The organism is Nocardiopsis sp. NRRL B-16309 (assembly GCF_001279585.1).
In the GTDB taxonomy this organism is placed as follows: Bacteria; Actinomycetota; Actinomycetes; order Streptosporangiales; family Streptosporangiaceae; genus Nocardiopsis.
The window spans coordinates 259,869-286,761 of record NZ_LGEC01000065.1 but is presented as its reverse complement, the minus strand read 5'-3'; the positions used below and the strand labels follow the sequence as shown (position 1 = coordinate 286,761).

Sequence of the window (26,893 nt, the reverse complement as noted above, 5' to 3'; positions counted from 1 at the left end):
GTCGTGTTTCCGGATTGTGGCTTCGGGCGCCATTGCTGAGAAATTCTGGTCGCCACGTCACACGCGACCCCACTTTGTGCGCGCTTTCACAAGCACGTAATCTAAGAGCGAGCGGGAGGCGCGGTGCCCCGGCCCCCACGGTGCGCCGCCCCTCCCGGGCCCCGTTCGATCCGACCTCCCCCCAGGAGCGCCCGCCTGTGACCAGCCGCCCACCCCGGCCCCGGGAGAGGGGAATCCCCGAGGCCACCGTCGCCCGGCTCCCCGTCTACCTGCGTGCGCTCCAGGCGCTCCAGGACCGTGGCACCCTCACGGTCTCCTCGGAGCACCTCGCCTCGATCGCCGGTGTGAACTCCGCCAAACTCCGCAAGGACCTCTCCCACCTCGGCTCCTACGGCACACGCGGGGTCGGTTACGAAGTCGAGTACCTCGTCTACCAGATCTCACGTGAGCTTGGTCTCACCCAGGACTGGTCGGTCGCCATCGTCGGGATCGGCAACCTGGGCCGCGCTCTGGCCAACTACGGGGGGTTCGGCACGCGCGGGTTCCGCATCGCGGGCCTGCTCGACGCCGACCCGGCCGTGGTCGGGAAGACCGTGGCGTCGCTCGACGTCAGGCATATTGACAACCTGGAGGACGTTGTCAGGTCGAAGGGCGTCTCGATCGGGGTCATCGCCACACCGTCGACCTCCGCCCAGGGCGTGGCGAGCCGCTTCGTCGAGGCGGGGGTGACCAGCATCCTCAACTTCGCGCCGGTCGTGCTGAATGTGCCGGAGGGAGTCGATGTGCGTAAGGTCGACTTGTCCATCGAACTCCAGATCCTCGCCTTCCACGCCCAGCGCAGGGCCGATGGCGACAGCGGACGGGGCGTGGACCGGGCGGGGCTGGAACTGACGTGAGAACGACGCACCCAGGCGACGGGGCCCGGGCGGCGCGACGTGCGCGAGCCGGAGCAAGCGGGGGCCGCCCCGCTGTGACGGAGACCGTGCCCGAGCATAGAGACGCAGCGTCATGGGGGCGCTGTGGTGCCTGCGTAGGAGAATGCGGATGAGTGTCCTGGCCGTGGGGTTGAGCCACCGGAGTTCGCCGGTGGCGCTGCTCGAGCGCGTCGCTCTGAACGGTGAGACCCGGACCAGGGCGGTCGGCGAGATGGTCGCGTCCGAGGACGTCAACGAGGCCATGGTCGTCTCCACGTGCAACCGGACCGAGGTCTACGCCGACGTCTCCGCCTTCCACGGCGGCGTGGCGGCCATCACCGAACTCCTGTCCTGGCACACCGGCGTCGCCCTCGGCGAGCTGTCCGACCACCTCTACGTCCACTACGAGGACCGCGCGGTCCAGCACCTGTTCTCCGTCACGTGCGGCCTCGACTCGATGGTCGTCGGCGAGGGCCAGATCCTCGGCCAGGTCCGCGACGCCCTCAAGCTCGGCCAGGAGACCGGAACGGTCGGCCGCGTGCTCAACGACCTGGGCCAGCGCGCCCTGCGGGTCGGCAAGCGCGCCCACACCGAGACCCACCTGGACCACGCGGGCGCCGACATGGTCAGCTTCGGCCTGGAGCACGCCCTCGCGTACCTGCGGCCGCGGCCGGCCGACGCGGGGGCCGCCCCCACGGTCGGCCAGACCACGCCCGTGGCCGGCGCCGTCCCGCCCGCGGCCTGCCCGATGTCCGGAGCCGAGGGCGCCGCGCCGGGCACCGCCACCGAAAGACCCGACGGCTCCCACGGCGGCACCGGGACCGGGTCCGGCCCGCTGGCCGGACTGCGCGTCCTCGTCCTGGGCGCCGGATCGATGAGCGCCCTGTCCGCCAACACCGTGGCCCGCCAGGGCGCGCGGACGGTCATCGTCGCCAACCGCACGATGGAGCGCGCCGCCCGCCTGGCCGAGTGCCTCACCGAGGCCTACGACACGGTCGCCTCCCGTGCCGTCCCCTTCCCCGACGCGGCCGAGGTCCTGCCCGAGGTCGACCTCGTCATCTCCTGCACCGGCGCCCAGGGCCTCGTCCTGACCGCCGGGGCCGTGGCCGCGGCCGACACCGCGCGCACGACGCCCCTGGTCTTCCTCGACCTCGCCCTGCCCCACGACATCGACCCGGCCGTGCGCGACCTCCCGCACGTGGACCTGGTCGACATCGAGGCCCTGCGCCAGGCCACCGCCGCCGCCCGCGACCCCGAGTCCGGGCGCTCCGGCGCCCTCACCGTCGTCCGCGAGATCGTCGACGAGGAGGTCACCGAGTTCCGCACGGTCCGCCGCGCCAACGAGGTCACCCCCACCGTCGTCGCCCTGCGCGCCCAGGCCAAGGACGTCGTCGAGGCCGAGCTGTCCCGGCTGCACGGCCGCCTGCCCGACGACCTGGACGACCGCGCCCGCGAGGAGATCACCCGGGCCATGCGCCGCGTCGCCGACAAGCTCCTGCACCGGCCCACGGTGCGGGTCAAGGAACTGGCCGCCGCGCCCGACGGCGAGTCCTACGAGGCCGCGCTGCGCGAACTCTTCGACCTCGACCCCAAGACGCCGCAGGCCCTGGCCTCGCCCGCGCGTCCCACCACCGCGGCCGAGGCCGCACAGGAGCAGGTATGACCGCGAATCCCGCCGGCGGCACCCCGGCCAGGCTCGGCACCCGCCGCAGCACCATGGCCACCACCCAGTCGCGGATGGTCGCCGAGGCGATCACCGAGCGCACCGGGCACCCGATCGAGCTGGAGCTCATCACGAGCTTCGGCGACGTCACCAAGGCGCACCTGACCCAGCTCGGCGGCACCGGCGTGTTCGTCAACGCGCTGCGCGACGAGCTCGTGGCCGGGACGATCGACTTCGCCGTCCACTCCCTGAAGGACCTGCCGACCGTCCCCGCCGACGGCCTCGTCCTGGCCGCCATCCCCGAGCGCGACGACCCCCGCGACGCCCTGTGCGCCCGCGACGGCCTCACGTTCGACCAGCTGCCCGCCGGAGCGCGGATCGGCACGGGCTCCCCGCGCCGCGTCGCCCAGCTGGCGGCCCTGCGCCCCGACCTCGTCTACGTGCCCATCCGCGGCAACGCCGAGACCCGCCTGGGCAAGGTCACCTCCGGTGAGCTGGACGCCGTCGTCCTCGCCTACGCGGGACTCGGCCGGGTGGGCCGCAGGGACGCGGTCACCGACGTCTTCGACGCCGACCGCATGCTGCCCGCCCCGGGGCAGGGCGCCCTGGCCGTGGAGTGCACGGTCAAGCGCCGCGAGGACGACCTGGGCTACCTGGCCGCCGTCGACCACGCGCCCACCCGCGTCGCCGTCGTGGCCGAGCGCACCGTGCTGTCCGTGCTGGAGGGCGGCTGCGCCGCCCCCGTCGGCGCCTTCGCCGAGTACGCCGACGGCCGGCTGCGCCTGCGCGCCGCCGTGGTCGCCACCGACGGCACCGACGCCGTCCGGGGCGAGCGCACCGCCGACCTCGACTCCGCCCGCGACCTGGACGCGGCCGTCGCACTCGGCCGGGACCTGGCCCGCGAGATGATCGGCGAGGGCGCCGACCGCATCGTCGCCGCGGCCTTCGCGGAAAGAGACATGTCCTAGGAAACAGACGGGCGGGGCGCCGACGTGGCCGCCGCAGCCCAGCCGTCACCGCTCCGGTCCCGCGCACCGGGGCACAGGCGACCCACACCCGAGGAGCCAGCACGTGAACGCCAACGCCATCCCCCGTCCGGAGGAGCCGCGCCCCGCCCCGCGCCCCGGGCACGTCGCCCTGGTCGGCACCGGCCCCGGCGGCGCCGACCTGCTGACGCTGCGGGGCGCCGAACTGCTGCGCCGCGCCGACGTGGTCATCACCCTGCGCGAGCCCGCGGCCGAGGAACTGGCCGGCTTCCGCGACGAACTCCTGGCGCACTGCTCCGAGGACGTGTCCGTGATCGAGGCCGCCGAGTGCGGCGGCGACATCAACGCCCTGGCCGTCACCCGCGCCCGTGAGGGCCGCCGGGTGGTGCGCCTGTACTCCGGCGACCCGTTCTTCGGCTGCCGCGGCGCCGACCTGGTGGCCGCCTGCGAGCAGGCGGGCGTGGAGGTCGAGGTCGCCCCGGGCGTCTCCGCGGTCACCGCCGTGCCGACCTTCGCGGGCATCCCGCTGCTGGGCGAGGGCCCGGAGGTGCGTCTGCTCAACGCCCGGCCGCACGGCGGCGCCGAGGTCGACTGGCACGAGGCCGCCGCCAGCGACGCCGCCCTGGTGATCCTGGGCGCCGACGCGCCCCCCGGTGAGGAGCCCGGCCACCAGGGCCCCGGGTTCGACGTCATGTGCAAGACCCTCATCGCCGGCGGGCGCCCGCCGGCCACGCCCGTGGCGGTCGTGCGGGCGGGCGGCACCACCCGCCAGACGACGGTCACCTCGACGCTGGCCCGGCTGGTCGCAGAGCTCAAGTCCAAGGACGCCAAGGGCCACCACGCCACCGCCCCGGCCCTGATGGTCGTCGGGGCGCCGGTGGCGCGCCAGTCCGAGCTGTCCTGGTACGAGACCCGCCCCCTGTTCGGCTGGCGCGTGCTCGTGCCCCGGACCAAGGAGCAGGCCGCCGCCCTGTCCGACCAGCTGCGCGGCTACGGCGCGGTGCCCGAGGAGGTGCCGACCATCTCCGTGGAGCCGCCGCGCACCCCGCAGCAGATGGAGCGCGCCGTGCGCGGCCTGGTCACCGGCCGCTACCAGTGGGTCGCCTTCACCTCCACGAACGCGGTCCGGGCCATCCGGGAGCGCCTGGAGTCCTACGGACTGGACGCGCGCGCGTTCGCCGGGGTCAAGGTCGCCGTGGTCGGCGAGGCCACGGCCAGGGCCGTGCGCGACTTCGGCATCCAGCCCGACCTGGAGCCGCCGGAGGACGCCCAGTCCAGCGCGGGCCTGGTGTCGGTGTGGCCGCCCTACGACGCCGAGATCGACCCCATCGAGCGGGTGCTGCTCCCGCGCGCCGACATCGCCACCGAGACCCTGGCGGCCGGACTGGACGAGCGGGGGTGGGAGGTCGACGACGTCACCGCCTACCGCACGGTGCGCGCGGCGCCTCCGCCCGCGCCTGTCCGAGAGGCCATCAAGGGAGGTGGTTTCGATGCGGTGCTGTTCACGTCGTCCTCCACGGTGCGCAACCTGGTGGGCATCGCGGGCAAGCCGCACAACACCACCGCCATCGCGGTCATCGGCCCCGAGACCGAGAAAACCGCGATCGAGTTCGGCCTGCGGGTCGACGTCGTGGCGCCGAAGGCGTCGGTTTCGGCCCTGGCGGAGGCACTTTCGGAGTACGGTGCCGCCAAGCGCCGCGAGGCCGTGGAGGCGGGCAAGCCCGTCCTCAAGCCGAGCCAGAAGCGCCGGGGCCGTCGCCGCAAGGTCTGACGCGCTGACACGCCCGCCCGTCACCCGCCTCGACCGACGCCCGCGGCGCGGTACCAACCGCCCACCACAGCCCACAGTCATCAGGAGCCCGCATTGACCGCCTCCGACGCCGCCTTCCCCGCCGCCCGGCCACGCCGTCTGCGCCGTGGAGCGGCCCTGCGTCGCCTGGTCGCCGAGACCCGGGTGCGGCCGGAGAACCTCATCCTGCCGATGTTCGTCAAGGAGGGCCTCACCGAACCGGTGCCGATCTCCTCGATGCCCGGCCAGGTGCAGCACACCCGCGACAGCCTGCGCAAGGCCGCCCAGGAGGCGGCCCAGGCGGGCGTGGGCGGCGTGATGCTGTTCGGGATCCCCGAGCACAAGGACGAGCGCGGATCGGGCGCCGACGACCCGGACGGCGTCGTGCAGGTGGCACTGCGCGACCTGGCCGCGGACGTCGGTGACGAACTCGTGGTGATGGCCGACCTGTGCCTGTGCGAGTACACCTCGCACGGCCACTGCGGGCCGCTGGAGACCAGCGGCCACGTGGACAACGACCTCACCCTGGAGCGGTACGCGGCCGTCGCCGCCGCCCAGGCCGAGGCGGGCGCCGCCGTGGTGGCGCCCAGCGGCATGATGGACGGCCAGGTCGCGGCGATCCGCCGCGGGCTGGACGGCGCCGGGTTCACCCAGGTGCCGATCCTCGCCTACGCCGCCAAGTACGCGTCGGTGTTCTACGGACCCTTCCGCGAGGCCGCCGAGGGGGCGCCGCGGTTCGGCGACCGCTCCGGCTACCAGCAGGACCCCGCCAACGTCCGCGAGGCGCTGCGCGAGGTGGCGCTGGACGTGGCCGAGGGCGCCGACATGGTGATGGTCAAACCGGGACTGGCCTACCTCGACATCGTGGCCAGGGTCGCCGAGTCCTCGCCGGTTCCCGTGTCGGCCTATCAGGTCAGCGGGGAGTACGCGATGATCGAGGCGGCGGCGGAGAAGGGCTGGCTCGACCGGGAACGGGCGATCGTGGAGACCCTCACCTCCTACCGCAGGGCGGGCGCCGAACAGGTCCTCACCTACTGGGCGACCGAGGCGGCTCGCCTGCTGAGGTAGCACGACCAGGCCTTTCGCCCCGGTCGCGGTCGCCGGGCGGCGGGCCAGGACTCGTCGGCCGCGCCTGGATCTACACACGACCACCGGGGGTTCCATGGCCGACGTCCTGTACCGACGGAAGCGACGGCATGCGGCGGACAGCATGCTGGAGTCAGCACTGCGCTACGCGCGTCTGGGATGGCCGGTGGTGCGCGGCGCCGGGCCCGGCCGGGACCGGGCGTGTACGTGCGACCGGATGGGCTGCCCCGACCCGGCGGCGCACCCGGTGACGATGGCGTGGGGTGTCGAGGCCAGCACCGACCCCGACCGCATCCGCCGCTGGTGGACCGCGACCCCCGACGCGAACGTGATCCTGCCGACCGGCCGGGTGTTCGACGTCCTCGACGTGCCGCGCGAGGCCGGGGTGATGGCGCTGGCGCGGATGGGCCGCTCGGGTGTCCCGGCGGGCCCCGTCGCGGCGGTGGAGTCCTCCCGCTACCTGTTCTTCGTGGCGACCCGGTCCCCGGTGGACGAGGACGAGTGGTGGTCCTGCCACCTGGACACCGTCCCCGAGACGGTGGAGGAGACCCCCGGGCTGCGGTGGCACTGCCGGGACAGCTTCGTGCCGGGCGCGCCCTCGGTGCTGCCCTCGGGCGGCCGGGTCACCTGGATCCGGGCGCCGCGCGACGAGGACGAGGCGGTACCGCTGCCCGACCCCATCGCGGTGCTGGACGTCCTGGCCGACGCCAGCGAGGAGTTCCCCAGCGGCTGACCGGATGGCCGGGCCGGGCCGGGCGGCGCGGAGCCGCCTGGGGGCATGTGGGAGCACGTGGGACCACTCAGTGCCGTTACCGGTCCCACCCCCTGGCCTGATCCGCGGAGCCGGTGGTCGGCTTCGCGCGAGGTGCCTCATCGGCCGATCCGCGCTCGCCGACCCACAGGGCCAGGGCGGTGCGGTCCCGCAGCCCGAGTTTGCGCAGGATGCTGGTGACGTGGTTCTTGGCGGTGCCCTCGGTGATGAACAGGGCGCGCGCGATCTCCCGGTTGGTGGCGCCCGTGCCGACCAGGCGGGCGACCTCCGCCTCGCGCTCGGACAGTGGCGAGTCCGGCCGCGGGGGAGCGGACGGTGACGCGGGTGGGGGCGGGGCGTCCAGCGCGGCCACCAGGAGGTCGGCGGCCCGACCGCCGAGGACGGTGTCGCCCCGGGCCGCCCGGCGGATCGCCGACACCAGTTCGTCGGGAGGGACGTCCTTGAGCAGGTAGCCGCGGGCACCCGCGCGCAGACCGCCGAAGACGAGTTCGTCGTCGTCGAAGGTGGTGAGGATGACCGCGGCCACGCCGGGGTGCTCCGCGCGCATGCGGGCGATGAGTTCGATCCCGTCCATGCGCGGCATGCGGGCGTCCACGAGGGCCACGTCGGGGGTGGGCCCGGCGGCGAGGAATTCCAGGGCCTCGATCCCGTCGGCGGCGTCACCGACGACCTCGACTCCCTCCTCGATCTCCAAGAGCTTCCGCAGCCCCTGCCGCAACAGGATCTGGTCGTCCACGACCAGGACCGACACCGTGCTCACGCGACCCCTCCCTCCGTCAGCGTGGCGGGCCGTTCCGCCACGGGAATCCGCACCCTGAGCCGGAAACCGCCGTCGGGCCGGTTGCCGGAGGTCACCGAGCCCCGCACCGCCGTCACGCGTTCGCGCAGCCCGCGCAGGTCGGCGTGCGCCTCCTCCAGTTCGGCGAGCAGTTCACGCGTGTGCGCGGACCGCTGGGCGGAGACCACGAGCCCGATGAAGGCCACGCCCGACAGGAACGCCAGGAACAGCAGGCCGGCCGCGTACGTCAGGCTGACGGCGATCGGGTCCCCGGGCAGGGCCAGGGCCGCGACGAGGGTCGAGCCGGACAGCAGCGCCGCGTAGCCGAGCAGTCCGGACATCCCGAACACGGCCACGGCGTTCATCGCGGCCACGCAGACCAGCAGGTAGACCGTGGCGTTGCCGAAGAAGACGACGCTCAGGGTGAGGACCAGGAAGACCGCGCTGGCCGCCTTGCGCGGCCAGGGGGCGGCGGGTGACCAGGCCAGCAGCGGCCACAGGAGGAGGACGAGTATCAGGCCCACCGCGCTGGAGAGGATGAGCCCGCCCAGCAGCGGATCCAGCGCCAGCAACGCCTCGCGGCCCTCGACGGCGAACGCCAGACCCATGGTCAGGCCCGTGGTCACGACCGTGCCCCAGAACAGCAGGTCGAGGGCGCGGGGCGGGCGGCGCTCGCGCGGTTCCACCCAGGAGGACAGGTCGGGCAGGGGCGTGGGCGACCTCATGCCCCGAGCGTAGCCGGACGGGAGCCGGTCCAGCGGAGCAGCGGGAGGTGCGGATGGCACGTTCCCGCCATGACCTCCGGCATGCCGCCCGTCCGGGTACGGACGTGACCGCCCCGTGCCCGGCGGTCGATGTGCCGCTCAGCTCCGCTCCGTAGATTCTCGGTGACGGTGGCGGACGGACCCGGAGGAGGAACGGTGCGGGAAGAGATGACGAGGGGCCGCGACGACGAGGAGGGCTCCTCCTTCCCCTGGGCGGGAGTGCTCCTCTCAGTGTTGGCGGTGCTGGCGATGCTGGGTGTGTCGGTGGCCCTGTGGGCGGAGCTGCCTACGCGGGCCTCCGGGGACGCGGCGTTCGGCGGTGACGGGTCGCGGCCCCCGCGCCTGCTGATGGCGGCTGCGATGCCGGGCGTCACGGCGATGATCGTCGGCTCCATGGCCCTCGGTCCACTCCTCGGTCCGGCGCTCCACCGAGGCATGGGCCTGCCCCGGCACTGGTCGGGCCGGTCCGACCGTGCGCTGATGAACGCCTTCCTGGTGCTCATCGCCGTGTTCCTGCTGGCCGCGCACACGGTCCTTCTGCACGAGGAGGCGGGCCGCGCGCTGTTCCTGCCCCTGGAACGACTTCTCGTCCTGTTCACGTCGGGGCTGCTGGTCGGGCTCGGGCTGGCGGTGGCGCTCCGGCGCACGCCTACCGGGAACGGACACGTGGTCGCCCGCTGGTGGGACCGCGCGCGCCGACCCGTGGGAGCGGCGGTCGTCGTGGTCGGCGCGGTGGTCGCCTCGGTCGGGTCGCTGCTCCCCGAAGCGGTCCACGCGGCGCCCCTGGTCGCCCTGCTCGCACCCGCGATGGCCCTGGGGTGCGCCGTCCCCCTGGTCGGCGACCAGAGCTGGAGGCACGGGAACCGGAGCGGCTCGTGAGGGCCGGGAGCGGCTCGTGAGGGCTCTGGCACGAAGCGAAGACCCGCGAAGGGAAGGTGGCCGTCATCACTCCGCCGCTCATCGGCATCCTGGTCCTGCTCTCCGTCATCGGCGTGCTCGTCCTCGGAGGGACCGTCGTACTGGCGGTCGAGACCTCCCGGCACGTGGCGCGCACCATCCGGGCGGGGCGGTGGGCGTCGATCCGGGAACCGCCCGGGTCCGCGTCCGTGTCGGCACCGACCGTCGTGGGCGCCGCGGGCCCCTTCTCCGTGGACCTGCGCGGACAGGTCCGCGCCGCCCATGACCTCCTGGAGCGCGCGGATTCCGCGGGCGCGCCCGTGGGGGAACTGCGCGGGCAGCTGGCCGACCTGGACCACCACGCCACGCGGATCGACGCACAGCTGGCGGCCTTCGACCGGACCCGTGCCGAGGAGGAGCACGAACTCCTCGACCGGCTGCGCCGACGCGCCGACACCGTCTCCGGGGCGCTCGGCAGTATCCGCTCCTACCTCGCGCGGGAGGAGGCGGACCGGTCCGACGCCGAACTGTCCGACACGGTGGAACGCGTCCGGATCGAGACCGAGGTGCTCCGGTCGATCCGCGGTGAGGACGCCCTGGCCGAGATCGAGCACCCGCCCCACGCGCCCACCGGGCCGGACGCGCGGTAGCGGCGGTACCGTCCGCGGCGCCGCCGGAGCCGTCGCGCGGGGCGGCCCGTGCGACGGCCGCCGTGGTCCCGGTCGTCTCCCAGTGGTGCCGCCTCAGATCCGCGCGGCGTTGACGACGATGCCGTCCTCGTCGCTGTAGAGCCACTCGCCGGGGACGAAGGCGACGTCCCCGAAGGTGACGGGAACGTCCACCAGCCCGGCGCCGTCCTTGACCGACTTGCGGGGGTTGGCGCCCAGGGCCTTGACGCCGAGGTCGAGCCCGGCCAGGGCGACGGTGTCGCGCACGGCGCCGTGGATCACCACGCCCGCCCACCCGTTGGCCACCGCCGACTCGGCGATCATGTCCCCCATCAGGGCGCTGCGCAGGGACCCGCCGCCGTCCACGACCAGGACGGCGCCCTCGCCGGGTGAGTTGAGGACCTTCTTCACCAGGCCGTTGTCCTCGTGGCACTTGACGGTACGGATCGGGCCGGAGAACCGCGCTCGGCCGCCCAGCTGACGGAACTGCGTGGAGCAGCTGCGCAGGGTGTCGCCGTGGTCGTCGATGAGGTCCGCGGTGGTGAAGGTCGTGGCCATGACAGCTCCGATGGGTGGTCAGACGGGTGGTCGCCCCCAAACTACTGACCGGTCACCCCACCGCCTTTCGTCGGGGCGGCGCGTCTCCTTCGTCGGTCCGGGCGTATTTCCGGCTCCGACGGCTCCCGCGGGTGCCAGGATGAGACCTTCTCGTTCACCCATCCTTGGGAGTGCAGTCACCCGTCGGACATCCGTGCGTTGTCCGATCGTTCCCCCACCGTGTGACTTCTCCCCGATCACCCCTTGGAGAGAGATGACCACGGAGATCCTCCGCGTCAGTTCGGCCTGGTCGCGCGCGGTGGTCGGTGCGGTCGCCGAACTCGACCCCGCCTGGCGGCACGCGTTCGACCTGGGCACCGAACTCCTGCTCGGAGTCTTCGCGGTGCTGTTCCTGGCCTCGTGGTGGCGCGCCCGGTCCGTCGACGCGCGCGCGGTGGGCCTGGCGCTCCTCGCCCCCGTCGCCACGGTCGTCGCCTACCTGGTCAGCCGCACCGTCAAGGAGGCCGTCGCCCAACAGCGGCCCTGCCAGGCGATGACCGACCTGGTCACCGCGGCCGCCTGCCCGCCCGCCGGCGACTGGTCCTTCCCCAGCAACCACGCCGCCATCGCGGGCGCCGCCGCGGCGGCCCTGATCCTGGCCTGGCGGCGCATCGCCGTCGTCATCGCGGTCTTCGCCGCGCTGGAGGCCTTCTCACGCGTCGCCGTCGGGGTCCACTACCCGCACGACGTCACGGTCGGACTCCTGCTCGGCGCCCTGGTCGCGACGGTGGTCTCGCTCGCCCTGGCCCGCCCGCTCACGCTGTTCGTCGAGCGCCTCGCGACCGTCGACCGCCTGCGCCCCCTCGTCCGCTCCGCCGGGTCCGACCGACCCGCCGACCGCCACGACGACGAGCACACCCTCACCCACGCCTGACACCCGCCCCGAACCGTGTGCCCTGCCCCGCCCCCAGAGCGGGGCGCACGTGTTCACGGGCTTCTCCGATACCTCGGGTCCACGGGTGGCCGACCCGACGGCCCACCCCCGTGTCCGGTTCTCCGAACCGGCCGGCTTCCATGACGGACTCTGCCTGAGCGGATGAGCCATGTTCCCGAGCGATGGCCGTCGCGACCCCAGCACGGGGGTCCACCGGGTCGTCCGCGTCATGCTCCGTGACTGAGCGGCTGCTCAGGGCCCTGAACGAGCCTCCGGTGCGGGGCGGGTCACGGTCAGGTCGGGGGGCGCAACTGACACACTGGTGACGTGGGTACTCAACAGACTTCCGCAGAGCTCTTCCGTCGGGCCACCGCCGTCGTCCCTGGTGGCGTGAACTCGCCCGTGCGCGCCTTCGGCGCCGTCGGCGGCACTCCGCCCTTCTTCGCCAAGGGTGAGGGCCCCTACCTCACCGACACCGAGGGACACCGGTACGTCGACCTCGTGTGCTCCTGGGGACCGCTGATCCTCGGCCACGCCGCGCCCCCGGTCGTGTCCGCCCTCCACCACGCGGTCGACGCCGGGACCTCCTACGGCGCGCCGACGCGGGGCGAGGTGGAACTCGCCGAGCTGATCGTGGCGCGCACGCCCGTGGAGAAGGTCCGCCTGGTCAACTCCGGCACCGAGGCGACCATGTCCGCGATCCGCCTCGCCCGCGGCTACACCGGGCGCAGCAAGATCATCAAGTTCGCGGGCAACTACCACGGCCACGTCGACGCCCTCCTGGCCGCCGCCGGGTCCGGTCTGGCCACCTTCGCGCTCCCCGACTCCCCGGGTGTGACCGGCGCGAGCGCGGCCGACACCCTCGTGCTCCCCTACAACGACCCCGCGGCCGTCGAGCGCGCCTTCGCCGAGCACGGCGACGACATCGCGTGCGTCATCGCCGAGGCCTGCCCCGCCAACATGGGCGTCGTCCCGCCCAAGGACGGGTTCAACGCCCGCCTCAAGGAGATCGCGCACGCCAACGGCGCCCTGCTGATCCTCGACGAGGTCCTCACCGGCTTCCGCGTCTCCGCCTCCGGCTGGTTCGGCCTGGAGGAGGTCGCCCCCGACCTCATGACCTTCGGCAAGGTCATGGGCGGCGGCCTGCCCGCGGCCGCGTTCGGCGGCCGGGCCGAGATCATGGACCGCCTCGCGCCGGACGGTCCCGTCTACCAGGCCGGAACCCTCTCCGGGAACCCGCTGGCCACGGCGGCCGGGCTCGCCACGCTGCGCGCCGCGACCCCCGAGGTCTACGCCCACATCGACCGCGTCTCCGCGCAGGTGGAGGCCGAGGTCTCCAAGGCGCTCAGCGCCGCCGGCGTCGCGCACCGGGTCCAGGGCGGCGGCAACCTCTTCACGGTGTTCTTCACCGACCGGGAGGTGACCGACTTCGACAGTGCCCGTACCACCGACACCGCGGCCTTCTCCGCGTTCTTCCACGCGATGCTCGACCAGGGCGTGTACCTGCCGCCCGCGGCCTTCGAGGCGTGGTTCTTCTCCGCGGCCCACGACGACGCGGCCATCGACCAGGTGGTCTCGGCCCTGCCCCGGGCGGCTCGGGCTGCCGCCGAAGCGCAGGGCTGACCAGTCCCGACACCGAGACAAGGACGAACACGATGACCACGACCACCGTCGTGCACCTGCTCAGGCACGGCGAGGTGTACAACCCGGACAAGGTCCTGTACGGGCGGCTCCCCGACTTCCACCTGAGCGATCGGGGCCAGCGCATGGCCGAGACGGCCGCCGAGTGGTTCGAGGGGCACGACATCGCCGCCCTGTACTCCTCGCCGCTGGACCGCACCCAGGAGACCGCGATCCCGCTGCAGAAGATGCTGGACCTGCCGGTGACGCTGGACGACCGCCTCATCGAGGCGGGCAACAGGTTCCAGGGGATGTCGCTGTCGGCGCGCTCGGCCCGCGATCCACGGGTGCTCAGACGGCTCTACAACCCGTTCCTGCCGTCCTGGGGCGAGCCCTACACCGAGATCCTCGCGCGGATGGTGTCGGCGATCAAGGTCGCCCGCCGGGCCGCCTGGGGCCGTGAGGCGGTCTGTGTCAGCCACCAGCTGCCCATCTGGACGGCCCGCCGCGCGGCCGAGGCGAGGCGGCTGTGGCACCGCCCGGACCGGCGCGAATGCAATCTGGCGAGTGTGACGTCACTGACCTTCGCCGATCACCGCCTGGCCAGTGTGAGCTACGCCGAACCGGCCGCCGCGCTGTACGTCGACGGGGCCTCCGTCCCCGGGGCGTGACCCGGACCGCACACCCGTCACGGTAAGCTGGGCCTTCGGGTGCGGTAGGTGTGCGTTTCCAGCGTCGGCCTCCCCGGGGTCCGCCCCGGATCGCCCGGCTTCCGCGCGTGCTCCGTACGCGCCGATGTCCGGCGACCCCAGCAGTCGCATCCGAACCCCTGCCGGTGCTCACCGCCAGCGGTTCGGCATGTCCGTACGCATCGTCAGCGAGAAGGTGATCCCATGGGTTCCGTCATCAAGAAGCGTCGCAAGCGGATGGCGAAGAAGAAGCACCGCAAGCTGCTCAAGCGCACGCGTGTCGCGCGTCGCAACAAGAAGTAGACCGGTCGCGGCCAAAGTCGTCTCTCCGCGGGCGTGGGCGTGCCCCAGGGCCCGTCCCCGACGCGGAGACACCTTCCTCCTTGCGTGGCGTTTGCCATCGCTATGGAATTTTCTGGGTGGGGCACCGTTGTGTCTCACGGGTCGCGGGAGCCGATTCGCCTTCGCGGTGAACGGTCCGCGGGCCGTCCGGATCTGACTTTCCGTCTTCCCAAGGAACGTGTCTCCATGACTCGTGTCGTCCTCGTCACCGGTGTCTCCAATCCTGTGGCCGCCAGGGTGGCCCAGGCCCTGAGCGCGGAGCCCGGTGTGCGCCGGGTCATCGGCGCCGACTCCGCCCCGCCGCCACGGTCGGAGGCCGGGCCGCGGGCCTCCGGTGAGAGCGGTGACGGCCCGGACGGGGTCGAGTACGTCCACGTGGGCCTGCACGACGAGAGCCTCGGCCAGATCGTCGCCGACTCGGGTGCGGAGATCATCCTGCACCTGGGCCTGGACACCGCGCGCGGTCCGCACCGGGAGGACACCCTCCTGGGCACCATGCGGGTGCTCGCGGCCGCGCAGCGCTCGCCCCGCGTCCAGCGGGTCGTGGTGCGTTCCAGCGCGAGCCTGGACGCCGACGACGCGGCCGAGGTCGAGCGCGACACGCTCGGCCTCCAGCGCCGCCGCCCGGACGTGTCCGTGGCGGTCCTGCGCCTGGCCAACCTCATCGGCCCCTCGGTCGACACCCCGCTCACGCGCTACCTGGGCGCGCGCTTCGTGCCCACCGTGCTCGGCAGCGACCCCCACGTGCGGTTCGTCCACGAGGACGACGCGGCCGAGGCCCTGGTCCGCATGGCGCTCAGCGACGAGACCGGGCACTTCGACGTGGCCGGCGCCGACTCGGTGCCGCTGTCGGACTGCCTGCGCCGGGTCGGCGGCCAGCGGCTGCCCGTGCCCGCCCGGGGCCTGAAGGTCCTGCGGAGCGTGGCCAAGCACGGCCGAATCGACTACGCCAGCGCGAGCAACACCAGAGCCGTGAGCGTCGGTCGGCTCGCCACCGGGATGGACACCGCGCCGCTGGAGAAGGCGTTGGACTGGACTCCCGCCTACAGCTCCCCGCAGGCGTTCGAGACCTTCGTCGGCAGCCGCGCCCACTCCACCCCCGCCCGGGGCGCCGGACTCCGGCCCGTCCACGTCCTCGCGCTCGCCCGGGCCACGCTGGGCCGCTGACGCCCACGCTCTTGGCCCAACGTCCTCGCCACACCCCCGGCGTTCACGAGTCCCAGAGGCCTCATCTGACTCACCGGCCTCGTACCTGAGTTCTCAGTAGTCTCGCCACACCCTTGGCGTTCGCGGGCCCCTGTGGTTCCGTCCTGCTCATCGGTCTCGTACCGGAGTTCTCGGTGGCCTCACCACGCTCGTGAGGTTCAGGGGTCGGACTCCCGGGGCTCCTCCGTTCGGGCCCCGCCGAACGGAACCTCGAAGCCCTCCAGGCCGCTACCGCCCTTTTCGGCCCTCTCGCCCCTCAGGCGCTCTCGTGGCCACCGCACGTCCCATGCGCCGCGTCCGCCAGGCCATGAGTCCTGCGCGGCTCGTGTGGCGGCTGCGGCCCGCTCAGATCGCCCGCGCCGTCCGGCGGTGCCTGATCGCGCGCATCGCCACCGCTCCGGCCACGGCGCCCGCCATCGCCGCGGGCACGGCCACCTTCAACGCCGTCCGGTGGCGTCTGAAGTCGTGCACCGGCCACCCGTGCGTGCGCGCGTACCGGCGCAGGTCCCCGTCCGGGTTGACCGCGTGCGGGTCTCCGACCAGGGACAGCAGCGGCAGGTCGTTGGACGAGTCGCTGTAGGCCGAGCACGAGTCCAGGTCCCACCCCTCGCGACGGGCCAGCGCGCGGACGGCCACCGCCTTGGCGGGGCCGTGCAGCAGGTCGCCGTTGAGCCGACCGGTGTACACCCCGTCCAGGTTCTCGGCCTCGGTGCCCAGGGCTCCGGTCAGGCCGAGGCGGCGCCGGATGATCTGGGCGAGCTCGACGGGCGTGGCCGTCACCAGCCACACCTGCCGCCCGGCATCCAGATGCCCCTGGACGAGTTCCCGCGTGCCCTCCCAGATGCGGTCCGCCATGGTGTCGTCGTAGATCTCCTCGCACAGCGCGACCAGGTCGCTCACCCCGTGGCCCGCGACGAAGGCGAGCGCGGCCTCGCGGGCGGCGTCGATGTGCTCGGGCTGCTCGCTCCCCGTGACCCGGAAGACCGTCTGGCCCCACGCGAAGCGCAGGAGGTCGCGGGTGGTGAACAGGTCGCGGGAGGCCAGCCCACGGGCGAAGTGGTAGATGGACGCGCCCCGCATGAGGGTGTTGTCCACGTCGAAGAAGGCGGCACCCTTCGTCGACGGGGGCACTGTGTCGTGAGGCACGGTCGTCTCCTGGCTCGGATGGGGGCGGTCCGTCGGCTGTCCGATCCGCCCGAGGGCGCGCGCTCCGCGGACTGGTCCGGTCGGGCGCCGGCCTGCCGCTCGCGAGGGGCGGTGTCCGTGGAACACGCCCTGAATGCGAGACTACGGCCACTCGCGGGTCGTGTGCGGCCCCAGGGATGCGGCCGGAATCCAGGTGAGGAAAATCACAGTGTGAAGTGCGGGTTCGCGCCACACTCTGCGGGATCGTCCCGGAAACTGTCCTCCCGATCCCGTATGGAGTGCACATCCACCCGTCTGAGTGCAGCATCATTGTCGGGATGGTGACGGTAGGACTGGCATTCGTAAGCGCGTTGGTGGGCTGGAGCGCCACCGCCGCGCTCGCCGCGTACGCCCAACGCCGTCCCAGCGTGGCCTCCGTCGCGTGGCTGGTCGCCGCACTGGGTATGACGGTCGGACTGAGCGCCGGCGTCATCGCGGCGATGTTCGACTTCGGCGATCTCACGTTCCGCCTGTTGCAGATCGGCATCAGCCTCGTCGGCCCCCTCTACCTGGGCTGGGGCGCGGTCGAACACGGCGTGCGGTCGTTCCAGGGCCGCTTCACCTCCCGCCTGTTCGTCACCGCGTTCACGATCGTTCCCCTGGTCGTCCTGAGCGTCGACCGCCTGAGCGGCAGGTTCGGCGCCTCGTTCCCCGGGCTGGCCGACCACTACGACCTCATCCCGCGCGTACTCGTCAACGGCGCGCAGGCCGTGGCCGTGGTCTTCCTGGTCACCGCCCTGATCGCGGTCGCCCGCCGCGGCGGCAGGGACCTGACCGCGGACCTGTCCGTGCTGGGCCTGGTCGCGCTGTCCCTGGTGCTCGCCGTGGTCGTGGGCCGCCTCGGGCTCGGACCGGGCGGCCCGGTGCTGATGCTCGGCGCCGTCGCCGCGCTGTGGGGCGCCTGCGCGCTCGCCGCCCGACCCCGGCGCGGGTCGGAGGACGAGTACGACGACTATGACGACTACGACGGTTACGACGACGAGTACGACGACTACTACGACGACGCGGACGCGGAACCCGCCGCGTCCATGGAGGAGCCCGTGCGCCGCAAGCGTCGCAACGCCGACACCTACGCCGACCACCGGGGCGGAGCACCCGTGCGGGAGGCCGCTCCCCCGCGCGGTCGCGGCGTCATCACGATCTACACCCTCGCCGAGGGGCAGGACGCGGGCTTCGACCAGCTCGTCGGCGCCGTCGTGGCGCACGTGGCCGAGCACGAGCCGGACACCCTGATGTTCGCCTGCCACACCGTGCCCAGTGCTCCGCTCCAGCGCATCGTCTACGCGATGTACCGCGACGAACTCGCCCGGGAGGAGCACGAGCGCCAGCCGCACGTGATCGAGTTCGCCCGGCGCGGTGCCGCCTTCGTAACCGCCACCAACGTGATCGAGCTGTCCCTGTCGGGTGCCGCCGCCAGCGACGGCCTCGCGGCCATGCTCATGCCGCACTAGGGAGTGTTCTTCTGAAGGCTTTCGGGTGAGCGAGCGGTCGTCAGGCCATCTCTCGCAGGACGATGTGCGAAGTTCAGCCTGGTTGTGCTGCACGAGCGCAGAGGCGCGGCGAGAGGGCAGCCTGGCGGCCGCGAGCCCGGAATGCTGCAAAAAACGCGACCTGGCCGCCCGAGGGTCCCTCCGGGCCGCGCGTGTCCCACCCGTCCGCGGGACCCCTCTCGACCGCAGGTGTCCCGCGTCCCCGCGACGACGCCCGCGCCCGCGGGCCCGCTTCGCCTCATCCGGTGACGGGATGTCTCGAACCGGTGACTTTACCCGCGGCCGTGGAACCCGCCCGGACCCGGCGGAGTCCCACCACCGGTTGAAGTACCCTTCCCTTTGGGTTTGTCATGACCGGCACCCGTCGGGTGCCGATGGCGTGTGACCTGGACCGGCCGGAAGACCCAGCCGCGAGGCGCGCCGGAGCGAAAGAAAGTGTGCTGGGATCCAGATGCGTAAGTTTCTCGTCGTCTTCCTGATCCTCCTGGTCGTCGTCGTGGTGGGGGCCGACATCGCACTGCGCGGCTTCGCCGAGCGCGCGGTCGCCGAACGGGTGGCGCAGCAGATGCAGACCTCCGAGCAGCCGGACGTGACCATCGGCGGCTGGGCGTTCCTGCCGCAGGCGGTCAGCGGCACCTACTCGGAGATCACCATCACCGCGGGCAGCGCGACCGTCCGCGGGGTGACGCTGGAGCAGATCGACGCGACCGCGACCGAGGTCGACGCGCCCCTGTCCGACCTCGTCGACGAACCCTCCGTGGTCGCCGGTCAGGTCGACGGCTCGTTCGTCGTCCCCTACTCCTACTTCAACCCCCACCTGCCCGAGGGCGTCACCATCACCACGGAGAACGGCGAGCCGCGCATCAGCGGCGAGCTGGCCATTCCGGAGCTGGGCGTGAGCACCTCCATCAGCGCGTCCGGCCAGTTCGACGTGGAGGGCGGGACCGTCACCGTCACCCCGGTCGACATCGAGGTCAGCGGCGCCCCCATCGACGTCAGCGACATGGTCGCCGACATGCTCACGTTCAGCGTCGAGGCCCCCGAACTGCCCTACGGCCTCACCGTGACGGAGATGGAGAACGTCTCCAGCGGCGTGCGGATCACCGGCACCGGCCAGGACGTTCCCCTGATGGGCTCCGAGGCGGCCTAGGTGGACGCGGTCGGCCTCGTCGCCCTCGCGGTGACCCTGCTCGCGGCCACCGCCGTCGGGCTCGCCTGGCGGCGGGGCCGGGGGCGGTTCCGCGAGCACACCGCACGGGGACCGCTCACTGGCGGCCCGACCGAGAGCGGAGTCCGGAGCCCGGGAGACCGGACACCGGCGGAGGAGGATCCCATGACCGCGCACGAGGACATCCGCGCCGACGGGGGGACCGGCGTGCCGCACTCCGCCGAAGCACCGCCCTCCGCCGACGTGCTCACGCCCGACGACATCGACGCCGGCCTGGGGGAGCGCGCCACACTGGTGCAGTTCTCCACCGCCTTCTGCCAGCCCTGCCGGGCCACCCGCCGCATCCTCGACGAGGTCGCCGGGATGGTCGCGGGCGTGACGCACGTGGAGGTGGACGCCGAGGCCAGGCTCGACCTGGTCCGCCGCCTGGGCGTCATGCGCACGCCCACCGTCCTGGTCCTGGACGCCGCGGGCCGGGTGACCAGGAGGGCGAGCGGCCAGCCGCGCAAGGCCGACGTCATCGCCGCCCTCGGTGACGCCGTCCCGTAGGGCTGTTCCGCGGACGCGCGTCGGCGTCGCGACCGGCGCGGACGTGAATTCATGTGATCCAGCACACCAGTGACAAACACGCCGCGCGGCCTGTAGCGTCTAGACGTGACTTCCTTGACGAGCGCGTATCTGACGAAGCGGCGGGCAGTGGACTTCTGCCGCGTCGCCGCCGCGCTCTGTCTGTGTCCTTAGGGCGGACGGGCCCGCGAGCCCTCGCCTCCTCCGTGCGACTGGCCCATTCCGTGCACGCGACTGGGGACATCACACCATGCAGGTCGACCCCCGAGGGCAGCGCTTCGCCGCGGCCCTGACCACCCTCGTACTGGCCACGGCCCTGGCCACCGGAGATCCGCGGATCCTCGGGTTCCAGGCCCTGGTGTTCGGTATCGCGGTGGTCGCGGGAGTTCGGTACTCGCCCTACGCGCTGGTGTTCTCCACTCTCGTGCGCCCCAGGATCGGTCCGCCCGGGGAGACCGAGGACGCCCGGCCGCCCCGGTTCGCACAGGGAGTGGGACTCGTCTTCGCCGCTCTGGGACTCGTCGGATACCTGGCGGGCCCGCAGGGGCTCGGCGTCGCCGCGACCGCCCTCGCCCTCTTCGCCGCCTTCCTCAACGCCGCGTTCGGCTTCTGCGCCGGATGCGAGGCCTACCTCCTCATGCGCCGCCTGACGGCGACGGGAACGGCTCGTTGAGCACGGCGGCACGACCCCCGACACCTGGGACGTCCGCGTCCCGACCCACGCACCGACCGCACACGCGACACCGCACAAGAAACACTGGAGGTTCCCTATGAGCCGCTCCGACGTCCTCGTGGACGCCGACTGGGTGGAGGCTCACCTGGACGATGACAACGTGGTCCTCGTCGAGGTCGATGAGGACACGTCCGCCTACGACAAGGGACACATCCGCGGCGCCGTCAGGATCGACTGGAAGACGGACCTGCAGGACCCGGTCCGCCGCGACTTCGTCGACAAGACCGGTTTCGAGGCACTGCTGTCGGCCAAGGGCATCGGCAACGACGACCAGGTCGTGCTCTACGGCGGCAACAACAACTGGTTCGCCGCCTACGCCTACTGGTACTTCAAGCTCTACGGCCACACCAACGTCCGCCTGCTGGACGGCGGCCGCAAGAAGTGGGAGCTGGACTCCCGCGAGCTGGTCAAGGACGTCCCCGAGCGGGCGGCCACCCAGTACACGGCGCAGGAGCAGGACCACTCCATCCGCGCGTTCCGCGACGAGGTCGTCCAGGCCATCGGTGCCAAGGACCTGGTCGACGTGCGCTCGCCCGACGAGTTCACCGGCAAGCTGCTCGCTCCCGCGCACCTGCCGCAGGAGACTTCGCAGCGCCCCGGCCACATCCCGACCGCGCGCAACATCCCGTGGGCCAAGACGGCCAACGAGGACGGCACGTTCAAGACGGCCGAGGAACTGCGCGAGCTCTACACCGAGGCCGGTGTGGACCTCGACAAGGAGATCATCGCCTACTGCCGCATCGGCGAGCGCTCCTCGCACACCTGGTTCGCCCTGCACGAGATCGTGGGGCTGGAGAACGTGAAGAACTACGACGGTTCGTGGACCGAGTACGGCTCCCTCGTGGGCGTTCCGGTCGAGCTCGGAGAGGCGGAGGCCAAGTGAGCGACAGCTGCGGAGCTCCGGTCGGCGGCGTCGTGCTCGCCGACGTGGACGCGGGAAACCAGGCGGTCATCCAGGGCACGGTGACCCGTGACGGCAAGCCGCTCAGCGGGGCCTACGCCCGGCTGCTGAACGCGTCCGACGACTTCGTCGGCGAGGTGGCCACGGGCGACGAGGGGACCTTCCGGTTCTTCGCCGCCGACGGCACCTGGAAGGTGCGGGTCCTGGCCTCCCAGGGCTTCACCGGTGAGTTCGCCGTGGAGGCCGAGGTCGGCAAGGTCGTCGACCTGCAGGTCGAGGCGTAGGGAGTGCTGTCGAAGGCGGACCGGCGGACGCGCCCCCGGAACGCCGTGGACGACACCCAGTAGGAACGCGGGGGCGTGACCGGCGGACGCCGGGACGCGCCCCCGAGCGTGTGCGAGGCGCCGGTGGCGGACGGGCAACCGTCCACCACCGGCGCCTCGCCGTGTCCGGGCACGCGGCAGGGGCGTTGGTCCACAGGCCGCGGGTGGTCCCCTGGGCCGTGGACGGTTGTCCACAGGCGCGGGCGGGGTCTGGCAGGCCGCCGCGCGTCCTGCTTCACTTGAGGCCGGGCAGGTGGCAGCATCGGCCCACACTCCGGCTCCGGTCGGAGCCCCCGTTGGACCAGACTCCGCTCACCGCCCTGGAGGGGGAGCGGACCGACTTCGAGGACGCCTCCCGACCCGTGCGGAGGGCGCCCCGATCCCCGACGCCCCCCACGGCGGTCGGTCAGGAGGTGTTCGTACGGTGCCCACACCACGGTCAGGCGGTACACCCCGAGCCGAGGCAGGCCGGACCTACCTCGGCTGGCGCCACGCCGTCCTGCTCCCGGCGCCGGGACCCGCGCCCCGCCGCCCCGCGCCCGCCGACGCCGAGTCGCTGAGCGAGGACTGGCTCAGCGGACAGCGCGACAGTGAGGCGCGCACCAACCGGCCGCTGTACTTCGCCCTCGTCGGGCTGGCCGTCCTGGCCCTGCTGTGCCCGTTCCTGTGGAGCGCGCGCGTCCTCCCCGGCAGCCTGGCCCTCGGCGGCGTCCTCGCCTGCGCCGCGGTCGCGGCGCCCATCTCCTTCGCGCTCATGCAGAGCCGCCTGGTGATCGCGGAGCGGCTCGAACGCGCCAAGGAGCGGCTGGCCGCCGAACGCGAGGAACGCGACCGCGCGCTGCGCGAGCAGCAGGAGGCGCACGCGCGCGCCTACGGCGAGTGGCAGGCCGCGGCCCGCGCCTTCGAGGCCCAGCCCCGCTGGTACGGGGTCACCGTCCCGTCCGGCGTCGGCTCCGTGGTGGTCACCGGCGGCACGGACACCGGCTGGTCGGCCCTGCTCACCACCGTGGGAATCTCCCGCCTGCGCGAGGGCGGCGACCTCACGGTCATCGACCTCACCGGGCACGCCGTGGCCCGCGAACTCGTCCATCTCGCCCGCAGATGCGCGGTCGCGCCCCGCCGCTGGGTGCTGCCCGCGGACCTGCCACGGATGACCCTGGGCACCAACCTCGACGCCGGACAGCGCGCACGCGTCCTGTCCGCGGTCGCCGCCGCGGCCGGGACGGGCGAGGGCGCCGACGCCGACGAGACCCTGCTCCTGCGGCTGATGGAGGTGCTCGGACCGCATGCCGGGATCGGCGCCCTCATCGGCGGCCTGCGCGCGCTCATCACGCCCGACGACGACACCGCCCAGGACGACGCCGCGCTGGCCCTGCTCACCGCCGAGCAGCGCACCCGCGTCCGTGAGCGCTGCGCCGACGACCCGGACGTGTGGGAGCGCGCCTGGGAACTGGAACGGCGCCTGAGCCCGTTCGAGTCGGTCGGCACCCGCGCCGAGGACGGCGACTACGCGCAGGTGAAGATCATCTGCACCGACCGGGCCTCCGGCGCTTCGGCGGCCAGAGCGTACGGCACCTACGCCGTGGCCTCGCTCAGCGAACTCCTGGAGGTCGGCTCGCCTCGCGAGGGCCCCGGAGGAGGGTCGCGCCCCGGCCGGGTGCGCACCGTCGTGGTGTGCGGGGCCGAGGCCCTGCCCGACGACGAGGTGGACCAGGTCCTGTCGGCCGCGGCCGGCGGCGGCGTGGAGGTCGTGCTGATGTTCCGGTCGGCCACGCCCGCCGCCCTGGCGCGCCTGGACGACCCCGCCTGCCTGTCGGTGGTGATGCGCGAACCCGGCGCGTCCACCGAGGCCCTCGCGCGCGCCGTGACCGCCTCGGCCGGGGGAGGGGGCACGGCCGCCGGGACGGACCTGCACCGCCTGAGCGAGGTGATCGGCGACGCGGTGCGGGGCATGGTCACCGAGGCCGGAACGGACCCCGACGCCGACCCGATGGCCGACATGGAGTCCGACGACCGCTTCTTCCCCTCGCCGCACACCGAGTCCGGCGCGGTGATCCGCAACGCCGCCGCCGCGGTCGCCCCGCTCGACCTGGTCAGACATGTGAGATCGGCCACCGCGTGGGGTCGGGCCACGGCCCAGGCGGCCGATCTCGACACGCCCGTGACGGCCGTGGAGAGCGAGGACGCCGCCGTGCGCCCCCTCGACCTCGGGGCGGAGGCCCTGCGCGAGCTCCCCGACACCGTCGCCGTCGTTCTCACCGGCGATGGCCCTGTTCTCGCCGACACCAACCCAGGTATCCTCACCCTGTCCACAGCAACACTGGCCACGGTGGACGACTCCCGTCACACCAGTAACGGCACTGCCACCCGCACGCGCGGGGGAGGTTCCCCAGCCGAACAGCCCGTCGAGGGCGGTCGGCCGAGGATCGCCCCACCCGGCGCCCCGGCGGCCGCGGACGACGGTCGGACGGACCGGCCGGCCCCGGTCGGCACCGGCGTCCGGGATCGGCGGGTACCGCCCAACCTGGGTCCACCGCCCGAGCGGTTGGACTGGCGGGTGTGATCACCGGTGGACACTAGGCTGTGCCCGAGACATCACCTGCCGTGCGGACGCGCACAGGCGCGGGTGATCAAGCGACGTGGAGAGTAGATTGAGCGACCTTCCCCTGCGTGCCCAACTCGCATCGGTCCTGGGCAGGAGTGCGGCCAGCCTGTCCCGCGCGACCGGGCGGGGGGACGGCTCCGTCATCGGTGGGCGGGTCGCGCTCAAGGTCGAGCCGGATCTGCTGACCAAGCTCGCCAAGGGCCGCCGCCTGGCGCTCATCAGCGCCACCAACGGCAAGACGACCACGACCCGGCTCATCGCCCAGGCCCTGCGCGAGTTCGGCGACGTGGCCACCAACGAGTACGGCGCCAACATGCCCACCGGGCACATCACGGCGCTCTCGCAGAACGCCTCCGCGGTCAACGGCGTGCTGGAGGTCGACGAGAAGTACCTGCCGCAGGTCCTGGTCGCCACCCAGCCCGCGTTCGTGGTGCTGATGAACCTCAGCCGGGACCAGATGGACCGCGCCTCGGAGATCAACCTGCTCGCCAAGAAGTGGCGGACGGCGCTCGGCAAGACCAACACCCACGTCATCGCCAACGCCGACGATCCCCTCGTGGCGTGGGCGGGGCTCGGCGCGGCCAACGCCACCTGGGTCTCGGCCGGTCAGCGCTGGAAGGAGGACTCCTGGTGCTGCCCCGAGTGCGGCGGCCACCTCAAGCGGGACACCGACCCGTACTGGGAGTGCCCCGAGTGCGGCCTGTCCCGCCCGGAGACCACGTGGGCGGTGGACAACGAGTCCGACACCCTCATCGCACCGGACGGCCAGCGGCTCAAACTCCGCCTGAACCTGCCCGGTGACGCCAACCGCGCCAACGCGGCCATCGCCGCCGCGACGGCCGCCGGGTACGGCATCCACCCGGAGCGCACGGTGGAGCGCCTGCGCGAGATCACCTCGGTCGCGGGCCGCTACACCTCCCTGGTCACCATGGGGGTCGAGGTGCGGCTCCTGCTGTCCAAGAACCCCGCGGGCTGGCTGGAGTCCTTCGCGGTCCTGGACCCGCCCCGGGTGCCGGTGATCCTCGCGGTCAACGCCCAGATCCCCGACGGCAAGGACACCTCCTGGCTGTGGGACGTGGACTACACGGTCCTTCGCGGCCGGCGCGTGTTCGTCATGGGTGAGCGCCGCACCGACCTGGCCCTGCGCCTGGAGACCGACGGCGTGGCCTTCGAGGTCGCCGACCGCGTGGACGAGGTGCTCGGCCGACTCAAGGCCGAGGACCCCGACATCACCAAGGTCGACGTCATCGCCAACTACACAGCCTTCCAGCAGATCCGCACGGCCTACGGCCGCGTGCAGTAGGGGAGACCAACCTCATGACGGACACCAGCAGCACCCTGCGGATCGTGTGGATCTACCCCGACCTGCTGAGCACCTACGGGGACCAGGGCAACGTCCTCATCCTCAAGCGCCGCGCCGAACTGCGCGGGATTCCCACCGAGGTCCTGCAGGTCACCTCCAGCAGCCCTGTGCCCGAGCACGGCGACATCTACCTGCTCGGCGGCGGCGAAGACCGGCCGCAGATCCTGGCGGCCGAGCGCCTGCGCAAGGACGGCGGGCTCGCCCGCGCCGTGGCCCGGGGCGCCTGCGTCTTCGCGGTCTGCGCGGGCTACCAGATCATCGGCGAGTCCTACGGCGACGACGAGTCCAACCCGCTGCCCGGCATCGGGATCCTCGACATCCGCAGCGGCCGCGGCCAGACCCGCGCGGTCGGCGAGATCGTCGCGGACGTGGACCCCGCCCTGGGCGTCGGCCGCATCACCGGGTTCGAGAACCACCAGGGCCGGACCGCCATCGGCCCGTCGGCGCGCCCGCTGTCCACGACCGTGCGCGGGATCGGCAACGACGACCGCACCGAGGGCGCCTACCAGGGCCAGGTGCTCGGCACCTACCTGCACGGCCCCGCACTGCCCCGCAACCCGGAACTGGCCGATCTCCTGCTGCGCTGGCGCGTGGGCGCGCTGCCCGCCGTGGCCCCGTCCTGGGGCGAGCGCCTGCACGAGGAGCGCCTGGCCGCCGCCCTGCGCTGACCCCGAGCGGGATCCCGAACCGACCGTGGAGCCCGGTGCGCCCTCGAAGGCGCGCCGGGCTTCGCCGTTTCTTTGAGCAGCACCCGGGCCAGGAGCTTTGGGTGATCCGCGTCCGTCGTGTACGGGCTTGGCCGCGTCCGTGAGCAGCACGGGTGCGGGGTGGTTCCGTCCGGGCGTGCCGGGCTGCGCTGGGTCCACGAGTGGAAGGCGGAACGGCAGCAGCGGTGGTCCCGTCCTGTGGTGTA

General features: G+C 73.0%; 27 protein-coding genes. 23 read left to right on the top strand and 4 right to left on the bottom strand.

The genetic code is table 11. The features are described 5' to 3' along the window. Positions 1-197 precede the first annotated feature (197 nt). From ADL05_RS11040 to ADL05_RS11015, 6 genes are all read left to right on the top strand, one after another. The gene (locus ADL05_RS11040) at positions 198-896 is read left to right on the top strand and encodes a redox-sensing transcriptional repressor Rex (protein WP_053616794.1); all 699 of its coding nucleotides are present in this window, start codon (positions 198-200) and stop codon (positions 894-896) included. Positions 897-1,044: 148 nt separating this feature from the next. Continuing rightward, positions 1,045-2,577, top strand: a complete 1,533-nt coding sequence (locus tag ADL05_RS11035) for a glutamyl-tRNA reductase (protein ID WP_053616793.1) — start codon at positions 1,045-1,047, stop codon at positions 2,575-2,577. Next, positions 2,574-3,545: a hydroxymethylbilane synthase gene (gene hemC, locus ADL05_RS11030; protein ID WP_053616792.1), complete on the top strand. Its 972-nt coding sequence runs from the start codon at positions 2,574-2,576 to the stop codon at positions 3,543-3,545. Before ADL05_RS11035 ends, hemC begins: the two co-directional genes overlap by 4 nt. Positions 3,546-3,648: 103 nt before the next feature. Next, a complete protein-coding gene (locus ADL05_RS11025; RefSeq protein ID WP_053616791.1) occupies positions 3,649-5,334 on the top strand; it encodes a bifunctional uroporphyrinogen-III C-methyltransferase/uroporphyrinogen-III synthase in 1,686 nt (561 codons plus the stop codon). Positions 5,335-5,427: 93 nt separating this feature from the next. After that, positions 5,428-6,420: a porphobilinogen synthase gene (gene hemB / locus ADL05_RS11020; protein WP_053616790.1), complete on the top strand. Its 993-nt coding sequence runs from the start codon at positions 5,428-5,430 to the stop codon at positions 6,418-6,420. A 142-nt stretch (positions 6,421-6,562) separates the two neighbouring features. Then, the gene (locus ADL05_RS11015) at positions 6,563-7,171 is read left to right on the top strand and encodes a bifunctional DNA primase/polymerase (protein WP_053616789.1); all 609 of its coding nucleotides are present in this window, start codon (positions 6,563-6,565) and stop codon (positions 7,169-7,171) included. Positions 7,172-7,247: 76 nt separating this feature from the next. On the opposite strand, the gene ADL05_RS11010 is transcribed toward ADL05_RS11015, so the two are convergent. Together ADL05_RS11010 and ADL05_RS31090 are read right to left on the bottom strand one after the other, a co-directional pair. Further along, complete coding sequence (locus ADL05_RS11010; RefSeq protein WP_053616788.1) at positions 7,248-7,970, bottom strand: response regulator transcription factor; 723 nt, start codon at positions 7,968-7,970, stop codon at positions 7,248-7,250. Next, a complete protein-coding gene (locus ADL05_RS31090; protein WP_053616787.1) occupies positions 7,967-8,713 on the bottom strand; it encodes a hypothetical protein in 747 nt (248 codons plus the stop codon). The genes ADL05_RS11010 and ADL05_RS31090 overlap by 4 nt, the downstream gene beginning before the upstream one ends. Positions 8,714-8,908: 195 nt before the next feature. Between ADL05_RS31090 and ADL05_RS30490 the strand changes: the two genes are divergently transcribed. Then, complete coding sequence (locus ADL05_RS30490; RefSeq protein WP_156365806.1) at positions 8,909-9,631, top strand: hypothetical protein; 723 nt, start codon at positions 8,909-8,911, stop codon at positions 9,629-9,631. Between the two features lie 56 nt (positions 9,632-9,687). Next, positions 9,688-10,299, top strand: coding sequence for a hypothetical protein (locus tag ADL05_RS10995; RefSeq protein WP_053616785.1), 612 nt, complete (start codon positions 9,688-9,690; stop codon positions 10,297-10,299). Positions 10,300-10,392: 93 nt separating this feature from the next. On the opposite strand, the gene rraA is transcribed toward ADL05_RS10995, so the two are convergent. Further along, positions 10,393-10,875 (bottom strand): ribonuclease E activity regulator RraA, encoded by a 483-nt coding sequence (rraA, locus tag ADL05_RS10990; RefSeq protein ID WP_053616784.1) that lies wholly within the window; start codon positions 10,873-10,875, stop codon positions 10,393-10,395. Positions 10,876-11,128: 253 nt separating this feature from the next. On the opposite strand from rraA, the gene ADL05_RS10985 reads away from it, so the two are divergent. The 5 genes from ADL05_RS10985 (at position 11,129) to ADL05_RS10970 (ending at position 15,606) form a co-directional block, all read left to right on the top strand. Next, a complete protein-coding gene (locus ADL05_RS10985) occupies positions 11,129-11,788 on the top strand; it encodes a phosphatase PAP2 family protein (RefSeq protein WP_053616783.1) in 660 nt (219 codons plus the stop codon). Between the two features lie 327 nt (positions 11,789-12,115). Further along, positions 12,116-13,411 carry a glutamate-1-semialdehyde 2,1-aminomutase gene (hemL, locus tag ADL05_RS10980; RefSeq protein WP_082376269.1) on the top strand — a complete coding sequence of 432 codons (1,296 nt, stop codon included), beginning with the start codon at positions 12,116-12,118 and terminating at the stop codon, positions 13,409-13,411. Positions 13,412-13,443: 32 nt separating this feature from the next. Next, complete coding sequence (locus ADL05_RS10975) at positions 13,444-14,079, top strand: histidine phosphatase family protein (protein ID WP_053616781.1); 636 nt, start codon at positions 13,444-13,446, stop codon at positions 14,077-14,079. Between the two features lie 222 nt (positions 14,080-14,301). Beyond that, complete coding sequence (locus ADL05_RS29595; protein ID WP_013155353.1) at positions 14,302-14,400, top strand: 30S ribosomal protein bS22; 99 nt, start codon at positions 14,302-14,304, stop codon at positions 14,398-14,400. Between the two features lie 225 nt (positions 14,401-14,625). Then, positions 14,626-15,606, top strand: coding sequence for an NAD-dependent epimerase/dehydratase family protein (locus ADL05_RS10970; RefSeq protein ID WP_053616780.1), 981 nt, complete (start codon positions 14,626-14,628; stop codon positions 15,604-15,606). Between the two features lie 384 nt (positions 15,607-15,990). Here the strand turns inward: ADL05_RS10970 and ADL05_RS10965 are convergent, their stop codons facing one another. Beyond that, positions 15,991-16,791 (bottom strand): HAD family phosphatase, encoded by an 801-nt coding sequence (locus ADL05_RS10965; protein WP_053616779.1) that lies wholly within the window; start codon positions 16,789-16,791, stop codon positions 15,991-15,993. A 317-nt stretch (positions 16,792-17,108) separates the two neighbouring features. Here ADL05_RS10965 and ADL05_RS10960 point away from each other — a divergent pair, with 317 nt between their 5' ends. The 10 genes from ADL05_RS10960 to ADL05_RS10920 all read left to right on the top strand — a co-directional run bounded on the left by ADL05_RS10960 (position 17,109) and on the right by ADL05_RS10920 (position 26,648). Next, positions 17,109-18,281, top strand: coding sequence for a putative quinol monooxygenase (locus tag ADL05_RS10960; RefSeq protein WP_053616778.1), 1,173 nt, complete (start codon positions 17,109-17,111; stop codon positions 18,279-18,281). 490 nt (positions 18,282-18,771) lie between these two features. Beyond that, positions 18,772-19,470 (top strand): DUF2993 domain-containing protein, encoded by a 699-nt coding sequence (locus ADL05_RS10955; RefSeq protein ID WP_053616777.1) that lies wholly within the window; start codon positions 18,772-18,774, stop codon positions 19,468-19,470. Between the two features lie 183 nt (positions 19,471-19,653). Next, entirely contained in the window at positions 19,654-20,037 is a 384-nt protein-coding gene (locus ADL05_RS10950) for a thioredoxin family protein (RefSeq protein WP_082376283.1), read from the top strand. A 105-nt stretch (positions 20,038-20,142) separates the two neighbouring features. Beyond that, positions 20,143-20,229, top strand: coding sequence for a putative leader peptide (locus tag ADL05_RS32425; protein ID WP_352983320.1), 87 nt, complete (start codon positions 20,143-20,145; stop codon positions 20,227-20,229). A 76-nt stretch (positions 20,230-20,305) separates the two neighbouring features. After that, the gene (locus ADL05_RS10945; protein WP_053616776.1) at positions 20,306-20,728 is read left to right on the top strand and encodes a DUF4395 domain-containing protein; all 423 of its coding nucleotides are present in this window, start codon (positions 20,306-20,308) and stop codon (positions 20,726-20,728) included. A 97-nt stretch (positions 20,729-20,825) separates the two neighbouring features. After that, positions 20,826-21,671 (top strand): sulfurtransferase, encoded by an 846-nt coding sequence (locus ADL05_RS10940; RefSeq protein ID WP_053616775.1) that lies wholly within the window; start codon positions 20,826-20,828, stop codon positions 21,669-21,671. Then, a complete protein-coding gene (locus ADL05_RS10935; RefSeq protein WP_053616774.1) occupies positions 21,668-21,973 on the top strand; it encodes a DUF1416 domain-containing protein in 306 nt (101 codons plus the stop codon). Before ADL05_RS10940 ends, ADL05_RS10935 begins: the two co-directional genes overlap by 4 nt. 463 nt (positions 21,974-22,436) lie before the next feature. After that, positions 22,437-24,575: a hypothetical protein gene (locus tag ADL05_RS10930; protein ID WP_053616773.1), complete on the top strand. Its 2,139-nt coding sequence runs from the start codon at positions 22,437-22,439 to the stop codon at positions 24,573-24,575. An 88-nt stretch (positions 24,576-24,663) separates the two neighbouring features. After that, complete coding sequence (locus ADL05_RS10925; protein WP_053616772.1) at positions 24,664-25,920, top strand: MurT ligase domain-containing protein; 1,257 nt, start codon at positions 24,664-24,666, stop codon at positions 25,918-25,920. A 14-nt stretch (positions 25,921-25,934) separates the two neighbouring features. After that, complete coding sequence (locus ADL05_RS10920; RefSeq protein ID WP_053616771.1) at positions 25,935-26,648, top strand: type 1 glutamine amidotransferase; 714 nt, start codon at positions 25,935-25,937, stop codon at positions 26,646-26,648. Positions 26,649-26,893 lie beyond the last annotated feature (245 nt).